At 64.7% G+C, this 20,951-nt stretch carries 10 protein-coding genes; 5 read left to right on the forward strand and 5 right to left on the reverse strand.

Features of this window, described 5'->3' with window-relative positions; all coding sequences use genetic code 11:
• The 3 genes from ASD79_RS14460 to ASD79_RS14470 all read right to left on the reverse strand — a co-directional run bounded on the left by ASD79_RS14460 (position 1) and on the right by ASD79_RS14470 (position 9,062).
• The gene (locus ASD79_RS14460; protein WP_056722815.1) at positions 1-2,769 is read right to left on the reverse strand and encodes an RHS repeat-associated core domain-containing protein; all 2,769 of its coding nucleotides are present in this window, start codon (positions 2,767-2,769) and stop codon (positions 1-3) included.
• The gene (locus ASD79_RS14465) at positions 2,766-6,890 is read right to left on the reverse strand and encodes a hypothetical protein (RefSeq protein ID WP_056722817.1); all 4,125 of its coding nucleotides are present in this window, start codon (positions 6,888-6,890) and stop codon (positions 2,766-2,768) included. Before ASD79_RS14465 ends, ASD79_RS14460 begins: the two co-directional genes overlap by 4 nt.
• 543 nt (positions 6,891-7,433) lie before the next feature.
• Complete coding sequence (locus tag ASD79_RS14470) at positions 7,434-9,062, reverse strand: ABC-F family ATP-binding cassette domain-containing protein (protein ID WP_056722818.1); 1,629 nt, start codon at positions 9,060-9,062, stop codon at positions 7,434-7,436.
• Positions 9,063-9,367: 305 nt separating this feature from the next.
• Between ASD79_RS14470 and ASD79_RS14475 the strand changes: the two genes are divergently transcribed.
• On the forward strand, positions 9,368-10,897 hold the full coding sequence (locus ASD79_RS14475) for a carboxylesterase/lipase family protein (RefSeq protein ID WP_156400510.1): 1,530 nt from the start codon (positions 9,368-9,370) through the stop codon (positions 10,895-10,897).
• 15 nt (positions 10,898-10,912) lie between these two features.
• Here the strand turns inward: ASD79_RS14475 and ASD79_RS14480 are convergent, their stop codons facing one another.
• Entirely contained in the window at positions 10,913-13,519 is a 2,607-nt protein-coding gene (locus ASD79_RS14480; protein WP_235524453.1) for an acetamidase/formamidase family protein, read from the reverse strand.
• 167 nt (positions 13,520-13,686) lie between these two features.
• On the opposite strand from ASD79_RS14480, the gene ASD79_RS14485 reads away from it, so the two are divergent.
• The 3 genes from ASD79_RS14485 (at position 13,687) to ASD79_RS14495 (ending at position 18,996) form a co-directional block, all read left to right on the forward strand.
• Positions 13,687-16,059 (forward strand): TonB-dependent receptor, encoded by a 2,373-nt coding sequence (locus ASD79_RS14485; protein ID WP_235524454.1) that lies wholly within the window; start codon positions 13,687-13,689, stop codon positions 16,057-16,059.
• Positions 16,060-16,123: 64 nt separating this feature from the next.
• Positions 16,124-17,521 (forward strand): amidohydrolase family protein, encoded by a 1,398-nt coding sequence (locus ASD79_RS14490; protein WP_056722823.1) that lies wholly within the window; start codon positions 16,124-16,126, stop codon positions 17,519-17,521.
• Positions 17,522-17,715: 194 nt separating this feature from the next.
• Entirely contained in the window at positions 17,716-18,996 is a 1,281-nt protein-coding gene (locus tag ASD79_RS14495; protein WP_056722825.1) for a CynX/NimT family MFS transporter, read from the forward strand.
• Positions 18,997-19,023: 27 nt separating this feature from the next.
• Here the strand turns inward: ASD79_RS14495 and ASD79_RS14500 are convergent, their stop codons facing one another.
• Entirely contained in the window at positions 19,024-19,971 is a 948-nt protein-coding gene (locus ASD79_RS14500; protein WP_235524455.1) for a helix-turn-helix domain-containing protein, read from the reverse strand.
• Positions 19,972-20,469: 498 nt separating this feature from the next.
• Between ASD79_RS14500 and ASD79_RS14505 the strand changes: the two genes are divergently transcribed.
• Positions 20,470-20,943 (forward strand): GatB/YqeY domain-containing protein, encoded by a 474-nt coding sequence (locus ASD79_RS14505; RefSeq protein WP_082584948.1) that lies wholly within the window; start codon positions 20,470-20,472, stop codon positions 20,941-20,943.
• The last annotated feature ends 8 nt before the right edge of the window (positions 20,944-20,951 follow it).

A 20,951-nucleotide genomic window follows, 5' to 3' on the forward strand; every position in this document is an offset into this window, starting at 1 on the left:
TCACGGCTTTATTGGCTGTAGATGGGATATTACTCCGGTCCACTTGTTATATATCAATTCCCAATGACCATTTGAATACTTCTCAAAACCCCAGAAACCGCTCGGATCGGGGATTTTGGTTTTGTAAGTCGACAATACTTCTCTCGCCACGAGCGCGGGTGTGGGCCGGCCTTCGCTTAGGAGCTTTGCGTAGTAGTACTTCGATATTCTGAAGCCCGAACCTTCGATTTGCATATAGCTGGCGCTGCGGGAAAGCCTGTACGCAGACCAAGCCGCCTTAGCCTCGCCCGCCCCCCAAAACAATGAGGCGGTGTCGTGTATCTTTATAAGGCCATTTTCCCATGTCTCGGTGATGCCGCGCAGGCCGGCGTCCGTGGCCGCGGCGCCGAATTGATGCATCTCATCGTCGCCGCCTCGCCCCAGGTTCGAGTACAGGTTCGACACGTTGCTCGCCGACTCTCTCGCACCAAAATTGATGTCACCACCGATCCCACCACTGGGCGACCCGCCACCCGCGGCCATGTTCGAAGCCTGGGGATTGGTGCTTGTGCAGCGACTACCCGCTGGACATTTGTTGTTAAGCACGCCGAATGTGCCCGTCGGGTCCGTGCCATTGACCGGATCATCGCCCACATAGGCGTACATATTCAGGCCATCGCCGTAGCCGATGGGGTCGGTTTGGAGAAACCAACCTCGCACCGGATCATAGACCCGGACCTTGTAGTGGTAGAGCTTCAGCTCCGGCAGGGCGATCTGCCCTGTATAACGGAAGCGCGAGCCCGCCGCCCAGTTGTCGCCCGGCTCGCCATAGGGACCGTAGGTGTAGGTCGCCTGGGAGACGCCGGCGGCGTCCGACCAGGCGACGATCGAGCCCTGACGGTCGGCGTGCAGATAGCGGGCGTCGGTCAGGCCCGCGCCCTCGAACCAGACCAACGGCACGTCCGCGCCGACCCCGTGCAGGTAGCGGCGAAGAGGCGTGGTTCCCGAGCCGCTGAATTCGGCGGTCAACTTGTCGCCGTCGTAGAGGAACTGGGTGACCAGGCCGTTGACGCTGGTCTCGCGCAGCCGACCGAGCGGGTCGTAGGACAGGGTGGCGCTTGCGGGACCGGTCACCGTCGTCAGGCGGTTCTCGCCATCATAGGTGAAGGTACGGCCGCTTTCCTTGATCAGGTTCTGGTTGAGATCGTAGCCGCTGACCGCGACGATCCCCGCGTCGCGATTGAGGCCGTCGGCCGTGGCCGCCAGGCTGTTGCTGACGCCGGTCCACAGGTAGAGGTCGTTGCCCAGGGCCTCGCTGACCAGCTGGCTGGCAGGATTGTAGCCCAGCACGTCGCTCTGGTTCTTGCCCGTTCCGGCGAAGGTCAGGCTCCAGCTGGTCGGGCGGCTATTGCTGTCGTAGCCGAAGTGGTCCTTGGCGTTGCTGACGCGGTTGAGGTCGCTGCGCCGGCCCAGGTCGTCATGGATATAGGTCATGGACGCCGCCAGCGTATCGCTCGCGCCGCCCGTCCACCCCGCCACCGTCTTGGGCTGGCCGGCCGCATCATAGGCATAGGCGGCGTAGGCGCCGTCGGGCCAGGTGACCTTGGTGCGGTGGCCGGCCGCGTCGTACTGGAACTGCAATTCGCGGCCATAGCTCGCCTCGGAGGTCAAGCGACCCGCGGTGTCATAGCCATAGGCGACCCCCGGACCGCCGACCCCGAACGTCACGGCGGCGGGCTTGCCGATCAGGTCGTAGGTGTAGTTGACCGCGGCGATGTTGGCGCCGCTCTTGAGCGTCATCTGGTTGAGGGCGTCGTAGGTGTAGCTCTGCCCCCCGTTGTCGCGCTTACGCCGCCAGACCTTGTTGCCGCTGGCGTCGTAGCCGTATTCCTCGAAGTCGCCGGTCGTGGCGACCTGGGCGTCGACCAGGGTCGCGCGGCAGGCCAGATAGTCCTGGTTTGGCGGGGCCGGCGGACCGTTGGAGGTCTGGGCCCCGACCGCGGTCGACGGGAACTCCTGGCGACAAAGCCGGTCGAAGCCGTCATAGCGCAAGGCGGTACGGTTGTGGCGCGCGTCCTCGATCGTCGCCGGCTTGCCGTTGAGCGTATAGGTATAGGTCGCGTGTTCGCTCTCGTCCTCGGAAGCGAAACCGGCCGAAATCTTGACGCCTAGCGCCTGGACCACCTTCGTGACCTGACCGGCGGGATCGTAGAACGTCCTGGTAATACGGTCGGGGTTCTGGCTCACGGGCGGCGCGGCGCAGGCGTCGGGCGTGTCCGTGGCCGCATAGAGACTGGCGAATTGCGAGGCATCCATCCGAACCCGCGAACAGATCGGACGATCATCGGCGTCATAGCCGGTCTGGGTCAGGGTCGGCGCGGTTCCTGCCGCATAGACCTGGGTCTTGTTGCCGACCGCGTCGTAACGCACCTGGGCGCTCTGCTCGGCCGTCCAATCGGTGACAGAGACCACGCCCGTGGCCGACACCGCCACCGAAGTCACCGTCCCCACGTCCGTCTGGATCAGCTGACCATTGGCGTTATAGGTGTATTTCTCGGCCCGCCGCTTGGCCGAGGCCGTACCGTCAGGACGTGGGCTCGACCCGTCCGGGTCAGGACCGATCTTCATCGTCAGGCGGCGGTGGAAATCCCACTGGTAGTAGGTGGTATAGTCGCTCGCCGTCTGGGCCCGGGCCGGTGCGATCACACCCAGCGCCATCACGGCCGCCAGCAGCAGCGCCGCGACGCTCCAAACCCTGCCCGCCGCGGGACAGGCGATCAGGCGGCTCATTGACAGACTCCCGCGCGCGGATCGGTGGTCCCGATAAGGTTGCCGACCACATCGAACTTGAAGCAGGTGCGCAGGTTGAGGTGGCCGGGGTCCACCGTCGCCGACTTCCAGGTGAAGTGGTTGGTGGTGTCATAGTCATAGGTGGTCACCAGGGTTTGACTTGCGCCGATCCTGTCGGTCTTGCCGCTCAACAGCATGAAGGCGACGCCGTCTGTTCCGGTGAAGCTCTGGTAGGCGTAGTCCGTACGCGGCGCCCCGCCATTGGCGTCGAGCGGAGGTTCGATCCAAGACAGAGTGCCGGACGCGTCCCACTCCAGCTTGGTCGCGGCGTTTTTGGCGTCGACTTCGCGGATCGGCTTGTTGCAGACCAGTATGTTGACGCAGAGCCGCACGGTCTCCTCCTCGCCGTAGACCGTGCGCGTGACGATATCGGCCAGCCCGCTGCCGGGCTTCGGGTGCGAGGTGGTCGACACCAGGTTGGAGCGGACGTCATACGTCCACGCGGTGGAGTCCTTTTCCGGACGCACCTCAAGCGACTTGCGGTTCAGACCGTCATAGACCCAGCGCGTCGTACGATTGAGCGGGTCGATCGCTTCGATCGGCGCGCTCGCCGCGTTGAAGCGCGTTGTGCTGGTGGCGCCCGAAGCGTCCAGAATGTCGACGGTTTTGAAGGCGTCAGCGGGCGAAACCGTCGCGAGATAGTAGCGGACCGCATGCTGGTTGGCGTCGGTGATCGACGCGACGTGGTAGAGATCATCGTAGACAACCGTCTCGAAGGGCGTCGCCGTGTTCAAGGGCGAGTACCATCGCCGCAGACGATAGGTCGGCCGAACGGCCCCGGCCGGGTCGGGCGAGTCCGCGCCGGGCGCATAGCTGTAGCGGGTGACGCCCTCGGCCGCGGTCACGGTCAGGTTGTTGCAGGTGAGGTAGCGCTCCGTCGCCTGGCCGCCACCATTGTTGGCGTAGAGCGGCGGACAGTCCGTCAGGGCATAGCTCACGGTCCGTCCGTTCTCATCCGTCACGCCAGTGATGTGCTGACCCAGTGACGAGTACTGACTGGGGTATGAGAATGTGAGCGATCGACCTGTGGAGTTGGCTACCTTCGTCAGCAGGAACGTCTTTCCGATGTAGGTGCTGCTTGGTTCCTCCAACCATGTGTTATCGCTAATCTCACGATAGGTGACGCAATTTCCCTGGTAGGTGAACGTGACCTTTACCCCGCCAACAAACACCCAGTCGTCGGGCAGGAAGTTCGCGCTTTGGGTTGATGCGCAGTTGGCGGCGCCATCGCCGATGTAAACGTCGCCATGCGTGGGGTTGAAGCGAAGGCGATTGCCGCTGGCGTCGACGTATTCGAACTTTGAAGTGCTGTAACTCTTGATGATGTCGTTCTGGATGCCGACGCCGTTAACGATCACGATCCGGTCAGCCTGGCCCGGAGCGGCGTTGTAGGTCTTGTCGGGGAGTAGGTGAAAGGATTTGCTTTCCGGGCCGACCCGCACGGTGATCGCGTTACGCATGAAGCGGGCGCCTAGCCAGTGGTTGGCTAGGATGTCGGCCATCCGCACCTGGAAGCCGGTGGACCGATTCAGCTCGACGAGGGCGTAGAGCGTACTGATCGCGGCGCTCGCATCGAGACCGCCGCTCTTGCCCAACAGCCCCATGGCGTCGTTGCCGACTCGCGCGGAGATCGCGAAATTGTAGGTCCAGCCGCCGCCGATACGCCCTCCCACGTCCGCGTCAGGACCGTCGTAGGTATAGTCGTAGGTCGGCGCGACGCCCTTTGTGCCCATGGTCTTGGGCGGCACCGGCTGATAGTTGACCGAGCGCTCATAGAGTTCGTTGGTTTCGCTGGTCTCCGCGCCGGACACATAGGTTCGCTGCATCGCCAGCGCAAAAGGAAAACCGCCCACGCCGGTGACCAGATCGGCCGGCGGGCTCATCTTCAGGTCGCCGCTGGCCAAGTCGACTGACGCGTAGCTCTTGGCGGCCAGAGCGGCCGCGGTCTGCTTGATCAGATCCTGCGCTTCCTTGGCCGGGTCGCGACGCAAGGCGTCCGCCCCCCCTTTGTAGGTCATGTTGAACAGGTAGGACACGCCGCCACTGGCGTCCTGGCCGACGCTCGCGCCCGGCCCCGCCGGCATGTAGCTGCCGTTGAGGGTCGGCAAAGCCGTGTACTGCGGGACGATGAACCGCGTGCCAGAAGATGCCGCGCCACTGAGGATCGAAACATATTCGGCAGGTATGTTTTTCAGCGCGTAGGGGCCGGTCGAATAGATATATGGCCCCTTCAGGGTCGGGGCGAACGACGCCATCGACGCCGCCGGCACATCGTAGAAGGTCGCCCCGTTGCGGTTGGCCAGAAAGAAGGCCGACGCCGTGCTGCCCGCATGATTGGTGTCGGCGGTCTGCTGCAGGACGGAGCCTTCCTGCATCGCGCTTAGCGACGCCAGGGCGGCGAACGTGGCGGTCTCGGCCGATACGTCGCTCTTTTGACTCTCGATCGACCAACTGCTGACCTCGTTGAACACCTTGTAGATGGTCGTGCCGGAGTTCAGCACGTTGTTGACCTGAATGCCCAGGCTGTGGTGCTGGGTGATCGAGACACCGGCCACGCGGGCCAGCATTCGGCGCGCAAGCGCCTGCTGGATGACCAACTGCGCCGCGCTCGAAAGAGCGGAGTCGGCGCGACAGGAGTCCAGGACGTCTGTCGTATTGCCCCCCTTGTGTCGCAGATTAGCTCGACAGTCGCCGGCGGGCGCGCCGGAAGATCCAACAAACGGACTGGGATTGGCCTTCTGCAGCGCGGAATAGTAGCTGGCCGCGCTTGGCATGGTGTCTCCCCATGACGCCATGATCAAAATGGGCCCGCTATGAGAAGCAATGGGGTCGACCCAGGGTCCGTAGCCATAGTCGAGCGACGCCGTTTCGGTGCGGTGGCCCGGGGTGGACGAGACGTAGGGGTGCGTGGCCGTCAGGGTGACGGTCTTTGCCGGCGCGCCTGAAACCGTCTGCACGAGGATGTCGTCGGTAAACAACTGTTTGGCGTAGGGCACCAGAAGGGTGCGCCGGCCGGCGATCTCATCGGCGAAGAACGTCACGTCGAAAGGCGCGGCCGCGACGCGCAGCGTGGTGCGGTACTGGTCCGGAACGGCGCCGCTGATCTCGACGACCGATTGACTGACATAGGGCAACGCGCCGGCGGGGACCGGGTCATAGGTCTGGTCGAGCTCCGCTCCGCCGACGATGTCACTGAGGTTCGCGGCCGGCAGAGTGGCGGCGACATAGGTCTGCACATTCTGCGCATAGGCCTGAAGCTTGTCGCCCAGCGCGGGCTCGTTCAGGCTGGTCAGGGTGTCCATGCCCCCCTGGGTCACGGCCGAAGCCCCGTTCATCATCGCGCCGACGAGGCCTGAGCCACAGGTGTTGGAGGCCTGGGTTCCACAGCCCGCGGCCGCCGCGATATCGACCCCAGCCTTCAGCCGGTTGACCTTGAAAGCCGGATCATACGCCTTGCCGTTCGCCGTGACCCAGACATGGCCTAGGGTGACAGCGTTCGCGGTCGTCGGCAGATTGCCACTTATCGCGTTGCAGTCGCTACTGCCGCCAATGGCCAGGGGGATCGCGCCGTCGGCCAGAAATTTGCAGGCAGCTCGGGCGTCTACGGAAAAGACCTGATTGGCCGAGTCCAGATCCTTGACCAGACCAGTCCACGCGCCGAACTGCTGGGCCGACAGTGAAATCGTCCCAATCTGATAAGAGGCCGCGACGTTTCCCTGCGCCAGCAATTGGACCATCAGTTCGGCTTGATCGAAAGCCGTGCCGGACCCATCGATGAGCGCGCCGCGTCCGCCCTTGGATAGGCCGAACCTAAACTCGGTCGCGATGTTATTTCGGACATAACGCGCGACGTTCTGCGCGAACGTATCCGCGGGCAGCCGATTGGCGCCTAACGCCCGGCCCAAGGCCCGGATTTCAGGTGAAGGCGAGGTCCAGGCCGCGACGCCCGTGGTGTGGGTGGTGGCGCCGCCATATACGCCCCAGGCCGTAGCGGGGGCGACACCCGCGCCGCTGACGCGGTGGCTCGCCGGTACGGCGGCTTCGGCGCGCGAAACGTCCATCTTTACCGCCGCCAACAGGCTAAACGCGGCTATGAGGACGATGCGTCCGAGACCGGTTCGCGCTCGAGGTCGTGGGACGAATGTTCGAGGTCCCATGCCTGTGTCCGGCATGGTCGGGCCTTCGGGAATCAGGGGAAGCTCAACGTTGAGCGGGATGCTTCGCGCGGCTCGGACAGACTTACTCACCAAACACCGCCTCACGCTCTCGCAGCTACAATGGTCAAGCTTTAGCAGTTGCTCGTCAGCGTTGTAAGTCGGGGGATGCGATTTCGGTCTGTGTGAGCCACCTTCTCAGCGAAGATTCTGCCCCCGCTGCGCCCTATCAGGAACCATCCCGACAACCCGCCACACCCGATGCGCGGGATTCTCGACAGATGACGCCGGATGCGGCGGATCAGTCGCCGCACCCAATGCCTAAGGCGATGTCCTAATTACTGTCTATTTCGCCCATTTCTTTAATATACAAACCTAAGTTTCGAACAGAATATCCCAATTAACAAACATATCGATATATAAATCCGCAAGAAAAAGCTCAAAAACCCCCTACCCTCCCGGGTGCAGCCCCGGCGCTTCCTGGCCCGTGCGGGTGACATATTCCGTATAACCGCCGCCGTACTGATGGACTCCCTCGGGCGTCAGTTCCAGCACGCGGTTCGACAGGGCCGCCAGGAAATGGCGGTCGTGCGAGACGAAGAGCATGGTGCCCTCGAAGTCCGCCAGCGCCGCGACCAGCATCTCCTTGGTCGCCATGTCGAGGTGGTTGGTCGGTTCGTCGAGCACCAGCAGGTTCGGCGGATCGAACAACATCTTGGCCATGACCAGACGCGCCTTCTCGCCGCCGGACAAGACGCGGCAGGGCTTCTCGACATCGTCGCCGGAGAAGCCGAAGCACCCCGCCAGGGTGCGTAAGCTCCCTTGGCCCGCCTGCGGAAACGAGCGCTCCAGAGACTCGAAGATCGTCTCTTCGCCGTCCAGCAGGTCCATGGAGTGCTGGGCGAAATAGCCCATCCTGACGCTGGCGCCGATGTTGACCGTGCCCTGGTCGGGCTTGGTGTCGCCGGCCACCAGCTTCAACAGAGTCGATTTGCCGGCGCCGTTGGCGCCCAGGACGCACCAGCGTTCCTTGCGGCGCACCAGGAAATCGAGGCCCTCATAGATCGACTGGGCGCCGTAGCCCTTATGGACATCGCGCAGGTTGATCACGTCCTCGCCCGACCGCGGCGGGCTCTGGAAGTCGAACTGGACCGACTGGCGACGGCGCGGCGCCTCGACGCGTTCGATCTTGTCGAGCTTCTTGACCCGGCTCTGGACCTGGGCGGCGTGCGAAGCGCGCGCCTTGAACTTCTCGATGAACTTGATTTCCTTGGCCAGCATGGCCTGCTGGCGCTCGTATTGCGCCTGGCGCTGCTGTTCGCCGAGCGCGCGCTGCTGGTCGTAGAAATCGAGATCGCCCGAATAACTCGTCAACGTTCCCGCGTCGATCTCCACCACCTTGCCGATGATGCGGTTCATGAACGCGCGGTCGTGCGAGGTCATCAACAGGGCGCCGTCATAGGTCTTGAGGAAGGCCTCGAGCCAGATCAGGCTTTCCAGGTCGAGGTGGTTGCTGGGCTCGTCCAGCAGCATGCCGTCGGGCCGCATCAGCAGGATGCGGGCCAGCGCCACGCGCATCTTCCAGCCGCCGGACAGCAGGCCGACATCGCCATCCATGCGTTCCTGGCTGAAGCTCAGGCCGGCCAGCACCTCACGCGCCCGCGCGTCCAGCGCATAGCCGTCCAGTTCCTGGAAGCGCCCCTGCGCCTCGCCATAGCGTTCGAGAATCGCGTCCAGTTCATCGGCCTGGTCCGGATCGACCATGGCCGCCTCGAGCCTGGCCATTTCGGCGGCCAGCGCGCTGACGGGACCGACGCCATCCATCACCGCGGCGACCGCGCTCTGGCCCGACATTTCGCCGACATCCTGGCTGAAATAGCCGATCCTCATTCCGGGATCGATCGCGACCAGTCCGTCGTCGGGTTGCTCCTGGCCGGTGATCATGCGGAACAGCGTCGTCTTGCCGGCGCCGTTCGGACCGACCAGCCCGACCTTTTCACCCTTCTGGATGCCCATCGAGGCTTCGATGAACAGGATCTGGTGGCCGTTCTGCTTGGAGATGTTGTCGAGGCGGATCATGGGGCGGTCTGCTAACGCGGGTGGAAGGAGAACGCCAGCCTTAGAGCCATGCCAATTCCAAGCGCGGCTATCGCCTGCGCCGTCAATCAATTGGCGGCGTCGGGCGTGAAGATCGAAACCGAGACGTTCCTGGATAGAAGACACAAGCCTCAAGAGGCCGGACTGAAGCTGATCCGACGATCGTACCGTTCATTCAAGCGTCCGGCGCATCGACAAGATCTTGTACGCCCTCCAACAAGTCCGGCGGGCGGTCTCGTGAGAAAAGGACCGCGGCCGTAAGGCCGTTTCAAACCGGAGTCGGCGACTTGCGCGGGATCATCCGATATTGCGGCGTTCTCTTCGTCGCCGTGACCTTACACGCAAGCGCCCTTGCCGGGCCCATCGTCGCCACGAAGAGCGGCGCCATTGAGGGGGTGGATAGAGGCGGCGTTTTGGCCTTCCTCGGCGTGCCATTCGCGGCCCCTCCCGTGCGAAACTTGCGGTGGCGCCCGCCCGCTCCCGTCGCCCCGTGGACAGGCGCCCGACCGGCCAAGCGTTTCGGCCCAGACTGCATCCAAGAGCCAATGTCGTCGCCGCCGGGCCCTGGCTTCATCAATTCCACCAGCGAAAACTGCCTCTATCTCAATGTCTGGCGACCGCGAGCCTCAGGCGATCGACGGCCGGTGATGGTCTGGATTCATGGCGGCGCGTTCATCATGGGCGCGGGCTCCTTCCCCAGTTACGACGGCGGCGCCTTCGCCAGCAGGGGCGTGATCCTGGTGACCCTGAACTACCGGCTAGGGCGCTTCGGCACGTTCGCTCATCCTGCCTTGCGTCGCGAGCAGGGGGACCACCCTGTCGCGGACTTTGGCCTCCTCGACCAGATCGCGGCGCTGGCGTGGGTGCGGGACAATATCGCCAGCTTTGGCGGCGATGCCTCCAACGTCACGATCTTCGGGGAATCGGCCGGCGCCTCTTCGGTGAATTTCCTGATGGCCTCACCTTTGGCGGAGGGCCTTTTCGCCAAGGCGATCGCGCAATCGGGCGGCTCGAGCAGCGACCTCAAGACCTTCGCCGCCGCCGAAGCCGAGGGCGCGGCTTGGGCGAAGACGGCGGGAGTCGCCGAAGACATCAAGGCCTTGCGCGCCCTACCCGCCGACAGGGTCTGGGACGGGCCCGTCACCGTCGTGGCTTCTCCGGTGATCGACGGAACGGTCGTCACCCAATCCACCGACGATGCCTTCCACGCCGGCGCGTTCGCCCGCATCCCCTATCTGGTCGGCGCCAATAGCCAGGAGGAGAGCCTGCTGCGTTGGCTGCCTGGCCTTGACGAGGCGTTCCTCAAGACCTTGGGCGAGCGCGGCGACGCCGCCCTCTCGCTCTACGAGACCGAGGGGCTGGATCGGAAATCCGCCGTCGCCAAGCTCTGGGGCGAGGCGGCGATGGTCGAACCGGCGCGCTTCCGAGCCCGGCAAACGGCGCGGCGGGGCGTCGCCACCTGGCTCTATCGCTATGGATACGTGCCGGACGCGGCGCCGGAGACCACGACCGGCGCGGGCCATGACGCGGAAATCGAGGTGGTTTTCGCCAACCCCGACCAGAGATGGCCCAAGCCCTGGTCGACGCGCGACGCGGCGATCGCCGAAACGATTCAGGGCTATTGGATCAACTTCGCGCGGACCGGAAACCCCAATGGCCCGGGCCTGCCGACCTGGCCCGCCTACACCCTCGCGAACGACACCCTGATGGCGTTTTCGAAGGTCGGTCCGGTCGCGACCGAGGGGTTTGGGAAAAGCCGCCTGGATCTGCTGGAAGCCGCCTACGCCGATCGTAAATCCTGGACGCCGGCGCCGTAGCGCAAGCAACGCGCCCTAGCTGGCGAACATGGCCTTGCGGATGATGGCGTGGATACCCCAGTTGCCGTTCGCTACTTGGGTGACGCCGAAATCGACGCCCACCGAAAGGAGCGAAATCGCCTCGTCTTCGCTGAGATTGCGCGTGGTCATCAGGAACCGCCGCGCCTTCCTGAACGCATCGCGCATGGCCAGGTCGAGCGAGGATTTCTTATAGACCTCGCTCTGCGCCGACGGTCCCATTTCCTTCAGATATTCAGGGTGGCTGAAGCCGAAGATCACCCATTCGTCCTTGGTTTCGAGCAGCGGATAGTCAAGATCCTTGAGCGGTTCGCGCGCGGTCTTGGCCGGGTGGAGGATGATCTGGATCACCGCGGTGATCGAGCACTCGATGGCCGTGCCGCACAGTTCGGAATCGCCCTGCGAAGCGTGGGGATCGCCCAACGAAAGTAGGCCGCCAGGCACCGCCACGGGGAGGAAGATGCTGGCGCCGGCGCCGAGCCGCCAGTTGTCGATGTTGCCGCCGAAATTGGAGGGCGGCACGGAGTCCACCGGATCGGGGTGATTGGGCGCCATGGCGACCACGCCAAAGTGCGGCCGGACCGGCACCTCGACGTCGCGCAGCACGTCGAAGTTTCGCACCACGGTGTCGAAATTCACGGGCACGCCGGGATAGTCGATGCGATCGTGCACCACGCCGAAGGGATCGGTCTGCGGCGTCCAGCGGTAGTTGTAGACGGCGTGCGCGCAGGATCGGCCGTGCTGGTGCTCGACCTCATAGATCGTCACCACCTCGCGCGGCTTGGGCTCGGTCAGCAGGTCGTTGTAGTGAAAGCCCCAATAGGCGGCGGCGTTGCTACCGAAGGTGCGCCCGAGGAAGCGGCTGTTCTGGCTGGGACGCGGCGTGATCTCCAGGATCTTGACCTCGACCACGTCGCCGGGCCTGGCGCCGGCGATCGCGATCGGTCCCGTGCAGATATGCACGCCAAACCCCTCCCCCGCGCCGCGCCCCAGCGCCGAGCCGTCCACCGGGCCCGCACCGCGCCGGTCGACCGCCTTGCCCTCCGCCGTCCAGCGAAAGACGCTCTCGGCCCCGGCGTCGCCTTCGATCATCCGCTCATAGTCGTCATAGGCGTGATGGGTCAGGGTTTCGATCGTGACGTAGTCGCCGGACTCGACCTCGATCACCGGCTTGAGCGCGCGGCTGAAATAGCCCCAGTGTATGGTCTCGGGCGAGGCCGGCAGATGATGGTGGCGCACGCCACGTCCGACGGGCGGCGCGACGACGTCCTCGGGTGGCGCGAACTCGGCGATCTCCGTGTCGTCTTCCTCGACCGGCGGGGGGAGCGCCGCTCCCCGCTTGAGTTTCCGAGCCGAGGCGGGCGAGCCACGCAGCAGAACCCGTCCGCCCTCGTCATTGGCCGTGGGCGTCTTGCGGTATTCGCGCGGGCTGACGCCATATTGCTCCCGGAAGGCCCGGCTAAAGGACGCGGAGTCGTTGAACCCCCATTGGAAGAGGATTTCCGAGATCGACTTTTGGGCGTGAAGCGGACTTCCCAAGTCGAGACGGCAACGCTCCAGTCGCCGCGCCTTGAGGAAATGGCCAAAGCTCTCGTCGATCGAGGCGAAGAGCTTCTGCAGATAGCGTGACGATATCCCGTGCTCCTTGGCGACCTGCTGCAGATCCAGGTCGGGATCGCTGAGCCGCATCTCGATGGTCTGGAACACGCGGTCCAGCAACGACGCCCGTCCGCCAGCAGAGCCGCCCCGATCCTTCTCGGCCGCCGCGTCGAGCAGGAGGACGGCGATGAACTCGGGCAAGGCGGCTTCGACGGGTCGCATTTGATCGGCCTCGACGTCGTCGAGGGTTCCAGCGACCGAGGCCAGCAAGCCCGAAAACATGCTGCCGAGCCCGGTCGCCCCGTCCAGGTAGGTGATCACGGCGGGCGCCGGCGTGCGCGATTTCAGCGCGGGCAAGGATTGCGGAACACGGGTGATCAAGAGCCGGCTGTCACCGTGCAGGTCCAGACGCGCTCCGACCAGATCGCTACCGCAAACCATGTCGCCCTCGGCGAGAGCGCGTACCGTTACTCCGCTCGTCACGGTCAGCTCGCCATCAAGCAGCAGGATCAGCCAGATACAGGGCGTACTCTGGCTGAAGTCGATCCCCAGGGACTGCCGCGTGCCGGCGATCCGGATGAACTGCATGTCCAGGGCGGAGCGGAACGTGACCAGCTCGCCATAGATCTCCGATTGGCTCTCCAGCAACTCGACCGACAGGCGCTGGAGCGCGAAGCGCCAAGCCTCCTGGCGTTCCTCTTTCGGGTAGGCGTTGGTCGTCAACCGCACGGGGCATGATCTCGAAGCAGATTTCCGACCTGCGCGGAACTGACCACCGGCCGGACTTGGATCGACTGTTCCCTTCAAGTTCGGGCAGCGCGATGCAGGGGCAATCACAAATCCTGGCGGCGACGCAATTGCCGGGGATTGCCGCGGCTGGGTCTCCGCCGACGCTGTTTGGAGGCAAAACCCTCGATTGGCTTGCGTCTTGACGCCCTCAGCTCTTGCACAAACACGCACGCGGCCGGCGTTGAGCGCCGATCCAGGCACGAGAACCCGGCTCATCGTGCAACCTCATCCCGGCGCGAAGGGGCCGTGGGTGGCGCAGCGCAAGAAATGGGGCGCCGGACGTCAAGATGAATCCCGCCCCGCCCCCCAACCTCGCCGGGGTGAGGTTTGCTCGTCCGGGCAGCGCCAAAACCGGTTCAGCCGAATGCACAGGGGGCATGCTGATGCGTTTCCAATCTTCCAGAACGGCGACCACCAAGGTCGCGTTGCTGCTGTCGACGTCGATGTCCGCGCTCGCGGTCCTGACGACACCCGCCCTGGCGGCCGACCCGGTCGCCGATGAACAGCAGGCCGCCCAGTTGGAGGAGGTCGTGGTCACGGCCGAACGGCGGCCGATCGATCTGCAAAAGAGCGCCCTGTCGGTGTCGGCGGTGACCGCCGAGACCCTGGCCCAGGGCAACATCACCGACATCACGGGCCTGAACGGCATGGTGCCCGGCCTGGTCGTGGCCCGCAGCGGCGGCGGCGAGCGCGTCATCTCGATCCGTGGCATCGGCTCCGAAACCCCGGAAAACACCAACACCCAGCCAGGCGTCTCCTACCACGTCGACGGCGTCTACATCTTCAACTCGATCGCCGCCAACGCCGCCTTCATCGACGTGGCCCAGGTCGAGGTGCTGCGCGGACCGCAGGGCACGATGTTCGGTCAGGGCTCGACCGGCGGCACGATCAATGTGGTCAGCAATAAGCCGACGCTGAGCCACTACGACGGCACGGTCAATCTCGGCGGCGGCAATCACGGACTGTTCAAGGGGGACGCGGCGGTCAGCGTCCCGCTCGGCGACACCGTCGCGATCCGCGGCGCGGTCCAGCGCTACAAGCACGACGGCTACGCCAAGGCGACCGGAGTCGCCGGCCGTCCCGACTACGAGCTGGACCAGGCCGACGAGACCGGCTGGAAGCTGTCCGGCCTGTGGAAGCCGACCGACGACCTCTCGGTAACCCTCAGCACGATCCAGTACAAGGGCGACACCAATGGCCCCGCCCAGAAGAACATCCTCGACCCGAACCCCAATCCCCGCGAACTGACCCAGGACTATCCAGGCCGGTCGCTGGTCGACACCAAACTCTATTCCGCCGTGGTGAAATACGACCTGCCGTTCGCGACCCTGACCTCGATCAGCAGCTATCAGAAGCTGCTCAGCGAGCAGGCCTGGGACGGCGACGCCCTGACGGCCGACCTGTTCTACGCCCAGACCTACAGTCCCCTGACCTTCGGCGGCTATCGCTACGACCACGTCGCCCTGTGGCGCAGCCGGGGCAAGTCCTATACCCAGGAATTCAACCTGACGTCCAAAACCGACGGGCCGTTCCAGTGGATCGCCGGCGCGGTCTATCTGAAGTCGACCAACGCGCAGTACATCGTCGAGTACAACGCCGACGATAACAACCTGGTCACCCCGCCGCTGCCCGAGGACACGGCGTGGAATGATCCGCGCGTGGCCGCCGTCTCCTATGCCGAACTGTCGTCGATCGTCCGCAAGTCCTGGGCGGCCTACTTCCAGGGGACCTACCAGATCACCGACGCGCTCAGCCTCACCGCGGGCCTGCGCTACAACGACGACCGCTATAGCGGCGAGAGCGCCAGCAACGGCTCGGCCACGTCCGGGGCCTATCTCCAGCCCGCGCCGACCGAGGGCCTGACCACGCAGGAAACCACGGGCAAGATCGCGCTGAACTACCAGTACACGCCGGCCAACATGGTCTATGCCAGCTATACACGCGGCTACAAGCCCGGTGGGATCAACAGCTCGGCCGCGTCCGGCAACGCCTATTCGATCAAGCCCACCTTCAAGCCCGAGGTCGTCGACTCGCTGGAAATCGGTTCGAAGAACCGCTTCCTGGACAACCGCCTGCAGTTGAACCTCTCGGCCTTCCTCTACGACTACAAGGACATGCAGTTCCTGGAGGAGGACCCGATCCTCTACGGCGAAGGCGCCAGCAACGCGCCGAGCGCCTGGATCTATGGTCTCGAGGCAGAGACCTCCTGGCTGGTCTCGCGGCACTGGCGGGTCGAAGGCTCAGTTTCGTTGCTGAAGGGCGAGTTCGACGAGGACTACTACGCTCTGGACCAGGCCAAGGCCGAGGCCGCTCAGAACGCCGCCGGCTACCCCGGCTATCTGTTCTGGAGCAATTTCTTCCCCGCCGTTCTGGCGCGCGACGCCGCCCGCCAGAACATCAACGGCAACGACGTCCCCAAATTGCCCGATCTGCAGGGCTCGGTCAGCGCGACCTACACCAATCATGTGGGCCCTGGCTTCCTGACGGCCAAGGCCGAGTACACCTACCGCGGCCAGTACCAGTACCGTCTGTTCAACGAAGGGGCGATCGACACCGTGCCCTCCTACGACGTGGTCAACCTGTTCTTCAAATACGAGCCGGACGACAGCAAAATCAGCGCCTCGCTGTCGGTGACCAACCTGTTCGACTCCGCCGGCCTGAACTCCCGCTTCAGCGACCCGTATGGCAGCGCCCAGGTGACCGACACCTTCATCCCGCCGCGGCAATGGATCGCCTCGATCGGCTACAAGTTCTGATCGATCAGCACGGCGCGCGGGCAGCCGTCATCGGTCGTCCGCGCCTCGTCGCGCAGAGACGTCCATGACCGAGCCCCTGCCGCGCCAGGCCGTCGATACGCTGATCTCCGGCGCCTTGATCGTCACGATGGACGCCGAGCGTCGCGTGATCGGCGACGGGGCGGTGGCGATCCTCGGCGACCGCATCGTCGCCATCGGCAAGCGTGAGACGATCGCCGCTCAGGTGGAGGCCCGCCAAACCGTGGACGGGCGCGGGTTCGTCGTCACACCCGGCCTGATCAACACTCATGTCCACGTCACCGGCGACCCGCTGATCCGCGGCTTCATCCCCGAGGATCTCGACTTCATGGAGGTCGTGTTCGGTTGGGCGACCAGGCTGCACCAGGCCCAGACTCCGGACGACCAGCGCCTGGCCGCCCAGATGGCGGCGGTGGAGATGCTGCGCAGCGGCACGACCTGCTTCCTGGAGGCTGGAACCATCCTGGCCCTGGACGAGGTCGCCGACAGCCTGCGCCAGACCGGTATCCGGGGGCTGATCTCGGAATGGGTGATGGATCGCGCCTTCGACCCCGCCGACGACCAGACCGCCCTGACCGACCGGGCCCTTCGCACCCTCCAGGACGAGATCGTCCGCCACCCCTTGCGCGACGACACCCTGATCGCCGCCTGGCCCAGCCTGGTCGGCCACCAGACCAACACCGACACCACATGGCGTTTCGCCAAGCAGCTGGCCGACCAGCATGGCCTGGGCGTATCGGCCCACATGAGCCCCTCGGCCCTTGATGCGGAGTGGTACCTGGCCCACACCGGACGCCGGCCCGTCGAGCATCTGGCTGACCTGGGCGTGCTCGGGTCCAATGTCAGCCTGACCCACGCGGCGCACCTGGACGCGCGCGAAGTCGCGCTGTTGGCGGCGAGCGGCGCCAGTGTCGCGCACTGTCCGATGGCGGCGCTCAAGGGCGGCTATGGCGTCACGGCGATCGGCCTGTTTCCCGAGATGGCGGCCAGCGGCGTCAACCTCACTTTGGGCACCGACGCTGGGGTCAGCGGCGACCTGATCCGCTGCATGAGCCTAGCGGCTGGCCTGTTTCGCGACGCGCGCCAGGACAATCGTCTGTTCCCGCCGTCCACGATCCTGGAAATGGCCACCGTCAACGCCGCCAGCACGCTTCAGATGAGCGACCGGATCGGCTCGCTGGAGGTCGGCAAGAAGGCCGACCTGGTCATGCACGACACCGATCGGCCCGAGTGGCGGCCGCTGCTCAACGTCGTCGCCCAGTTGGTCTGGTCGGCCGACGGGCGCGGCGTGCACAGCGTCTGGGTCGATGGGCGCAGGGTGGTCGAGGACTACCGCGTCACCACCGTGGACGAACACCGCCTCTATGCCGAGGTTCAGGTCGCCGCCAAGGCCCTGATCGCCCGCGCGGGCCTCCCCGATCGGCAGGTTTGGCCCGTCCTCTGACGGCCTCGAAGGCCGCCAACTGCTTCGCCGATCGTCAAGCGATGAGGCGCGAAGCGTCAAGCCTGAGCATCGCAGCGAGCGCACCTTTGGGACGCTGAAAAAGGCGCGCCTTGTCACGTTCGACACCCTCTCATGCGGCCCATGGCCGTGGAGGCGCCCGGACGCGGCAGCGGCGGTGGGCAAGGAGTGGAAGCATGTCGCGCGGCATCTTGATCATGATCGCGGCCTCGCTGGGCTTCTTCTTCGTCACGGCAACGACGTTCACCTCGCTGGGCTACGTGCTCTACACGATGGTGGCCGATCTCGGCTGGTCGCAGGCCGCCGCCGGCATGAGCTTCTCATTCCTGGGCCTGGCCTGCGGGCTGAGCAGTCCCCTGGCTCCAATGATGATGAAGTGGATCGGAACGCGCCTGACTATGTTCCTCGGCGGCGTGGTGCTGGGTGCGGGCTTTCTGCTGGCTGCCACGGTGCATAGCATTCTGGTGTTCTTCGTCGCCACCACCTTCATGGGCGTGGGCTTCTCGCTGATCGCGCCCTCGCCGGCGGTGTACCTGCTGGCCACCTGGTTTCCCAAGACCTCGTCGCGGATGATCGGCTTCTATTTCATGGCGGGCGCCTTTGGCGGCGTGGTCGGCCCCCTGGTGGTCGGCGCCATCGTCTCCACCACCGGCAGCTGGCGAGTGCACTGGACGGTGATGTCGATTGCCGCCTTCGTGGTCGGTCTCATCAGCTTGGCGACGATCAAGGAAGCCGTTCCCGTCACCGCCGTTTCCGACGTGAAGAACGCGGGCATGGCGGAGACGGCCGCCAACACCGAGGTCGCCCCGTGGACCGTGCGCCAGGCGCTGATGAGCCGATCCTTCCTTCTGCTGGCCCTGGCCATGATGATCGTTCAGACCGTCGTCACCACCATGCACTCCTCGCTCGTCGCCCATGTCGCTAGCCTCGGCCATGGCCCGACCCCCGGCGCGCTGGCCATGAGCCTGCTGGCCTTGATGGCCACCTTGACCAAGGGCGTGACCGGCGCCTTGAGCGAGAAGGTCAATCCGAAGCCGCTCCTGGTCTGGGGCCTGGCCTTGCAGGCTGCGGCCATGGTCCTGCTCTCGTTCAGCGTCGTGCCAGGCTGGGCCTATGTCGCCGCTCTGCTGTTCGGCGTCGGCTGGGGCCTGTCCTGGCTCAGCGCCCACGTGCTGCTGTTGCGCTATTTCGGCGGGGCCATCGCCGGCGACATGGTGGCGATGGCCACGATGGCGACGACTTTCGCCGTCCTCGGCCCGCTGGTGGCCGGTTGGAGCGCCGACAATACTGGCAGCTTCGTTCCGGTGTTCCTGATCTTCGCGGGCCTGCTGGCCCTGACAGTGGTGGTCACCGCCCTCCTGCTGCGGCCGCCGACGCCCTGCGCGAGCGCCCAGCCGACGGGCGATCGCACTGGGCGCCAACCCGTTAGCGCACCGTCGCTGAGCGCCGCCGAATGACGGCGCCCGGCAAGGGAGTACGGGCGTCTAGAGATCAACCCTGGCCTGGCGACGCACCTGACGAGGAGAGGCGCCAAAGCGCCGGCAGAAGGCCCGGCTAAATTGGGTCGCCCCCTTGAAGCCCCAGCGGTTGTAGATCTCCGGGATCGAGCGCATGGCGTGCTGTGGACTCGTCAGGTCCAGGCGGCAGCGTTCAAGCCGTCTCATGCGCAAATAGCCGCTGAATGTCTCGCCATTCGCCCCGAACAGTTTCTGCACGTAACGGGCTGTGACCCCTTCGCTGTCGGCAAGCCGGCGTAACGAAAGTCTGGGATCGGGCATCTGGCTTTCAATCGCCTGACGTAACCGGCGAAGATGGGCGCGGCTCTCCAGGTCATGACCCTCGCGCTCGACGGTCCAGAGGGTGAAGAACTCGGTCAACGCCAACTCAACGGGCCTGAGTTGTCGGGCGGTCAGATCTTGCAAGACGTGGCCCGTCGCTCGCAACAGGCCCGACAGGATGCGGACACTGCCCGCCGCCGTGGCCAGATAGCTGACGCGCACATCACCTGTGATGTCCGCTTGGTGGTCGGTGACGACCTGCGGCGCGCGAACGAACATCAATCGACACCGTGCCTTCAGCTTGACCGCGACGGCTTGATCGCCAGATCCATAGGCGATGTCGCCGGGTGACATGGCCTCGTCCCGTTGACCCGTGGCAAGGCTTGCCCGGCCGCCTAGCAAGGTGGCCATCCACGTGGCGCGCGGCTCCAAGCTGGCCCTACCGGAAATCAACTGGTTCTCCGCGTCGATGAGAATGAATTCTACACCGAGCGGCGACGTAAGGCACAGCACCGAAGCAGCTTGGGGCTCGACGTCTGGAGGGCCGCTCACCAGGAAGCCCAATCGCTTCATCGTGTCGCGCCATTGGCCCGCGCTTGCCTGACCATTGATGCTAAATGACCACGCCGCCGCGGAGGGCGCACTTCGGTTCAAGGTCTGTCCAGAGCTCGGAACAGCAGGCTGGGCCTTGAGCCGCTCGGACCGTTGGACAGATGCCATCTTGAACCGCGCTCCCGATCGTTTCACCCACGCTAGGAGCCGCGCTCATCTCCATCTTGCCCAGGCACGTCCAATAAGTTGTCGCGCCGCTGGCGGCGAGTCAGGCGTGCGCCAGAAGCCGCCCCTGACGTGCTTCCAGGAAGTTGACGTTGGACACCTGTCTTTCAGCTCGCTCACCGCAGAAGGGTCATGTGCGGAAATGCCTAAGCCCGTGCTTTCCGGCGCGACCTCGTTGCGCAAGAGGGCTGGCAGCGAAATGCGTTCAGCCATGGGCCCCTGCTTTATCCGAGATATATAAGATCGTTGCGCTAACGGGGCGGGGATTTAACTGGGATAACTCCTCGTGACTTACGCCTCGCCCGCGCTCTTGAAGAGCTGCGGCCACCATCCACTACAGCACTATCGAATAGAGTGAACTGAAAGGACGACGACATGGCTTTGCTCGACGAGCTCAAAACTGACCAACTAACAGCGCGCAAGCTGAGCGACCGTCTTAAGGCTAACGTGCTCACCACATTGATCGGCGAAGCTACGCAGATCACGACCGAAGAATTCAAGCGCGGCGTGACGGAAGTCACTGACGAAAAGGTTGTCGCAACCGTCGCGAAGTTCTTGAAGAACACGAAGCTGACGCTGGAAAACCTCGCGACCGAACGCGCGCGTCTGATCGAAGCCGGTGGCGATGCGTCGAAGGTGGATGAGCGGACCAGGGCGGCTGAAATCGAACTGGCGATCCTGTCCTCGTATGGCCCAAAGCAAATGACGGAAACGGAACTGCGCGAGGCCATCAACGACTTCCGGGCCAAGAACCCCGGCGCCAACGTCGGGGCGATCATGGCCCACCTGAAGACTAGCTTCGGCGGCCAGTATGACGGCAAGGCGGCCAGCGCGTTGGCCAAGGCTTAAATTGAGGG

It is taken from the genome of Caulobacter sp. Root655 (assembly GCF_001427665.1).
Lineage (GTDB): Bacteria > Pseudomonadota > Alphaproteobacteria > Caulobacterales > Caulobacteraceae > Caulobacter.

What these genes read in the sequence shown, in the direction of transcription:
- ASD79_RS14460 (WP_056722815.1), bottom strand. Translation starts at nt 2,769, where the DNA reads ATGAGCCGCCTGATCGCCTGTCCCGCGGCGGGCAGGGTTTGGAGCGTC.
- ASD79_RS14465 (WP_056722817.1), bottom strand. Translation starts at nt 6,890, where the DNA reads ATGGACGTTTCGCGCGCCGAAGCCGCCGTACCGGCGAGCCACCGCGTC.
- ASD79_RS14470 (WP_056722818.1), bottom strand. Translation starts at nt 9,062, where the DNA reads ATGATCCGCCTCGACAACATCTCCAAGCAGAACGGCCACCAGATCCTG.
- ASD79_RS14480 (WP_235524453.1), bottom strand. Translation starts at nt 13,519, where the DNA reads ATGAGCCGGGTTCTCGTGCCTGGATCGGCGCTCAACGCCGGCCGCGTG.
- ASD79_RS14485 (WP_235524454.1), top strand. Translation starts at nt 13,687, where the DNA reads ATGCGTTTCCAATCTTCCAGAACGGCGACCACCAAGGTCGCGTTGCTG.
- ASD79_RS14490 (WP_056722823.1), top strand. Translation starts at nt 16,124, where the DNA reads ATGACCGAGCCCCTGCCGCGCCAGGCCGTCGATACGCTGATCTCCGGC.
- ASD79_RS14495 (WP_056722825.1), top strand. Translation starts at nt 17,716, where the DNA reads ATGTCGCGCGGCATCTTGATCATGATCGCGGCCTCGCTGGGCTTCTTC.
- ASD79_RS14505 (WP_082584948.1), top strand. Translation starts at nt 20,470, where the DNA reads ATGGCTTTGCTCGACGAGCTCAAAACTGACCAACTAACAGCGCGCAAG.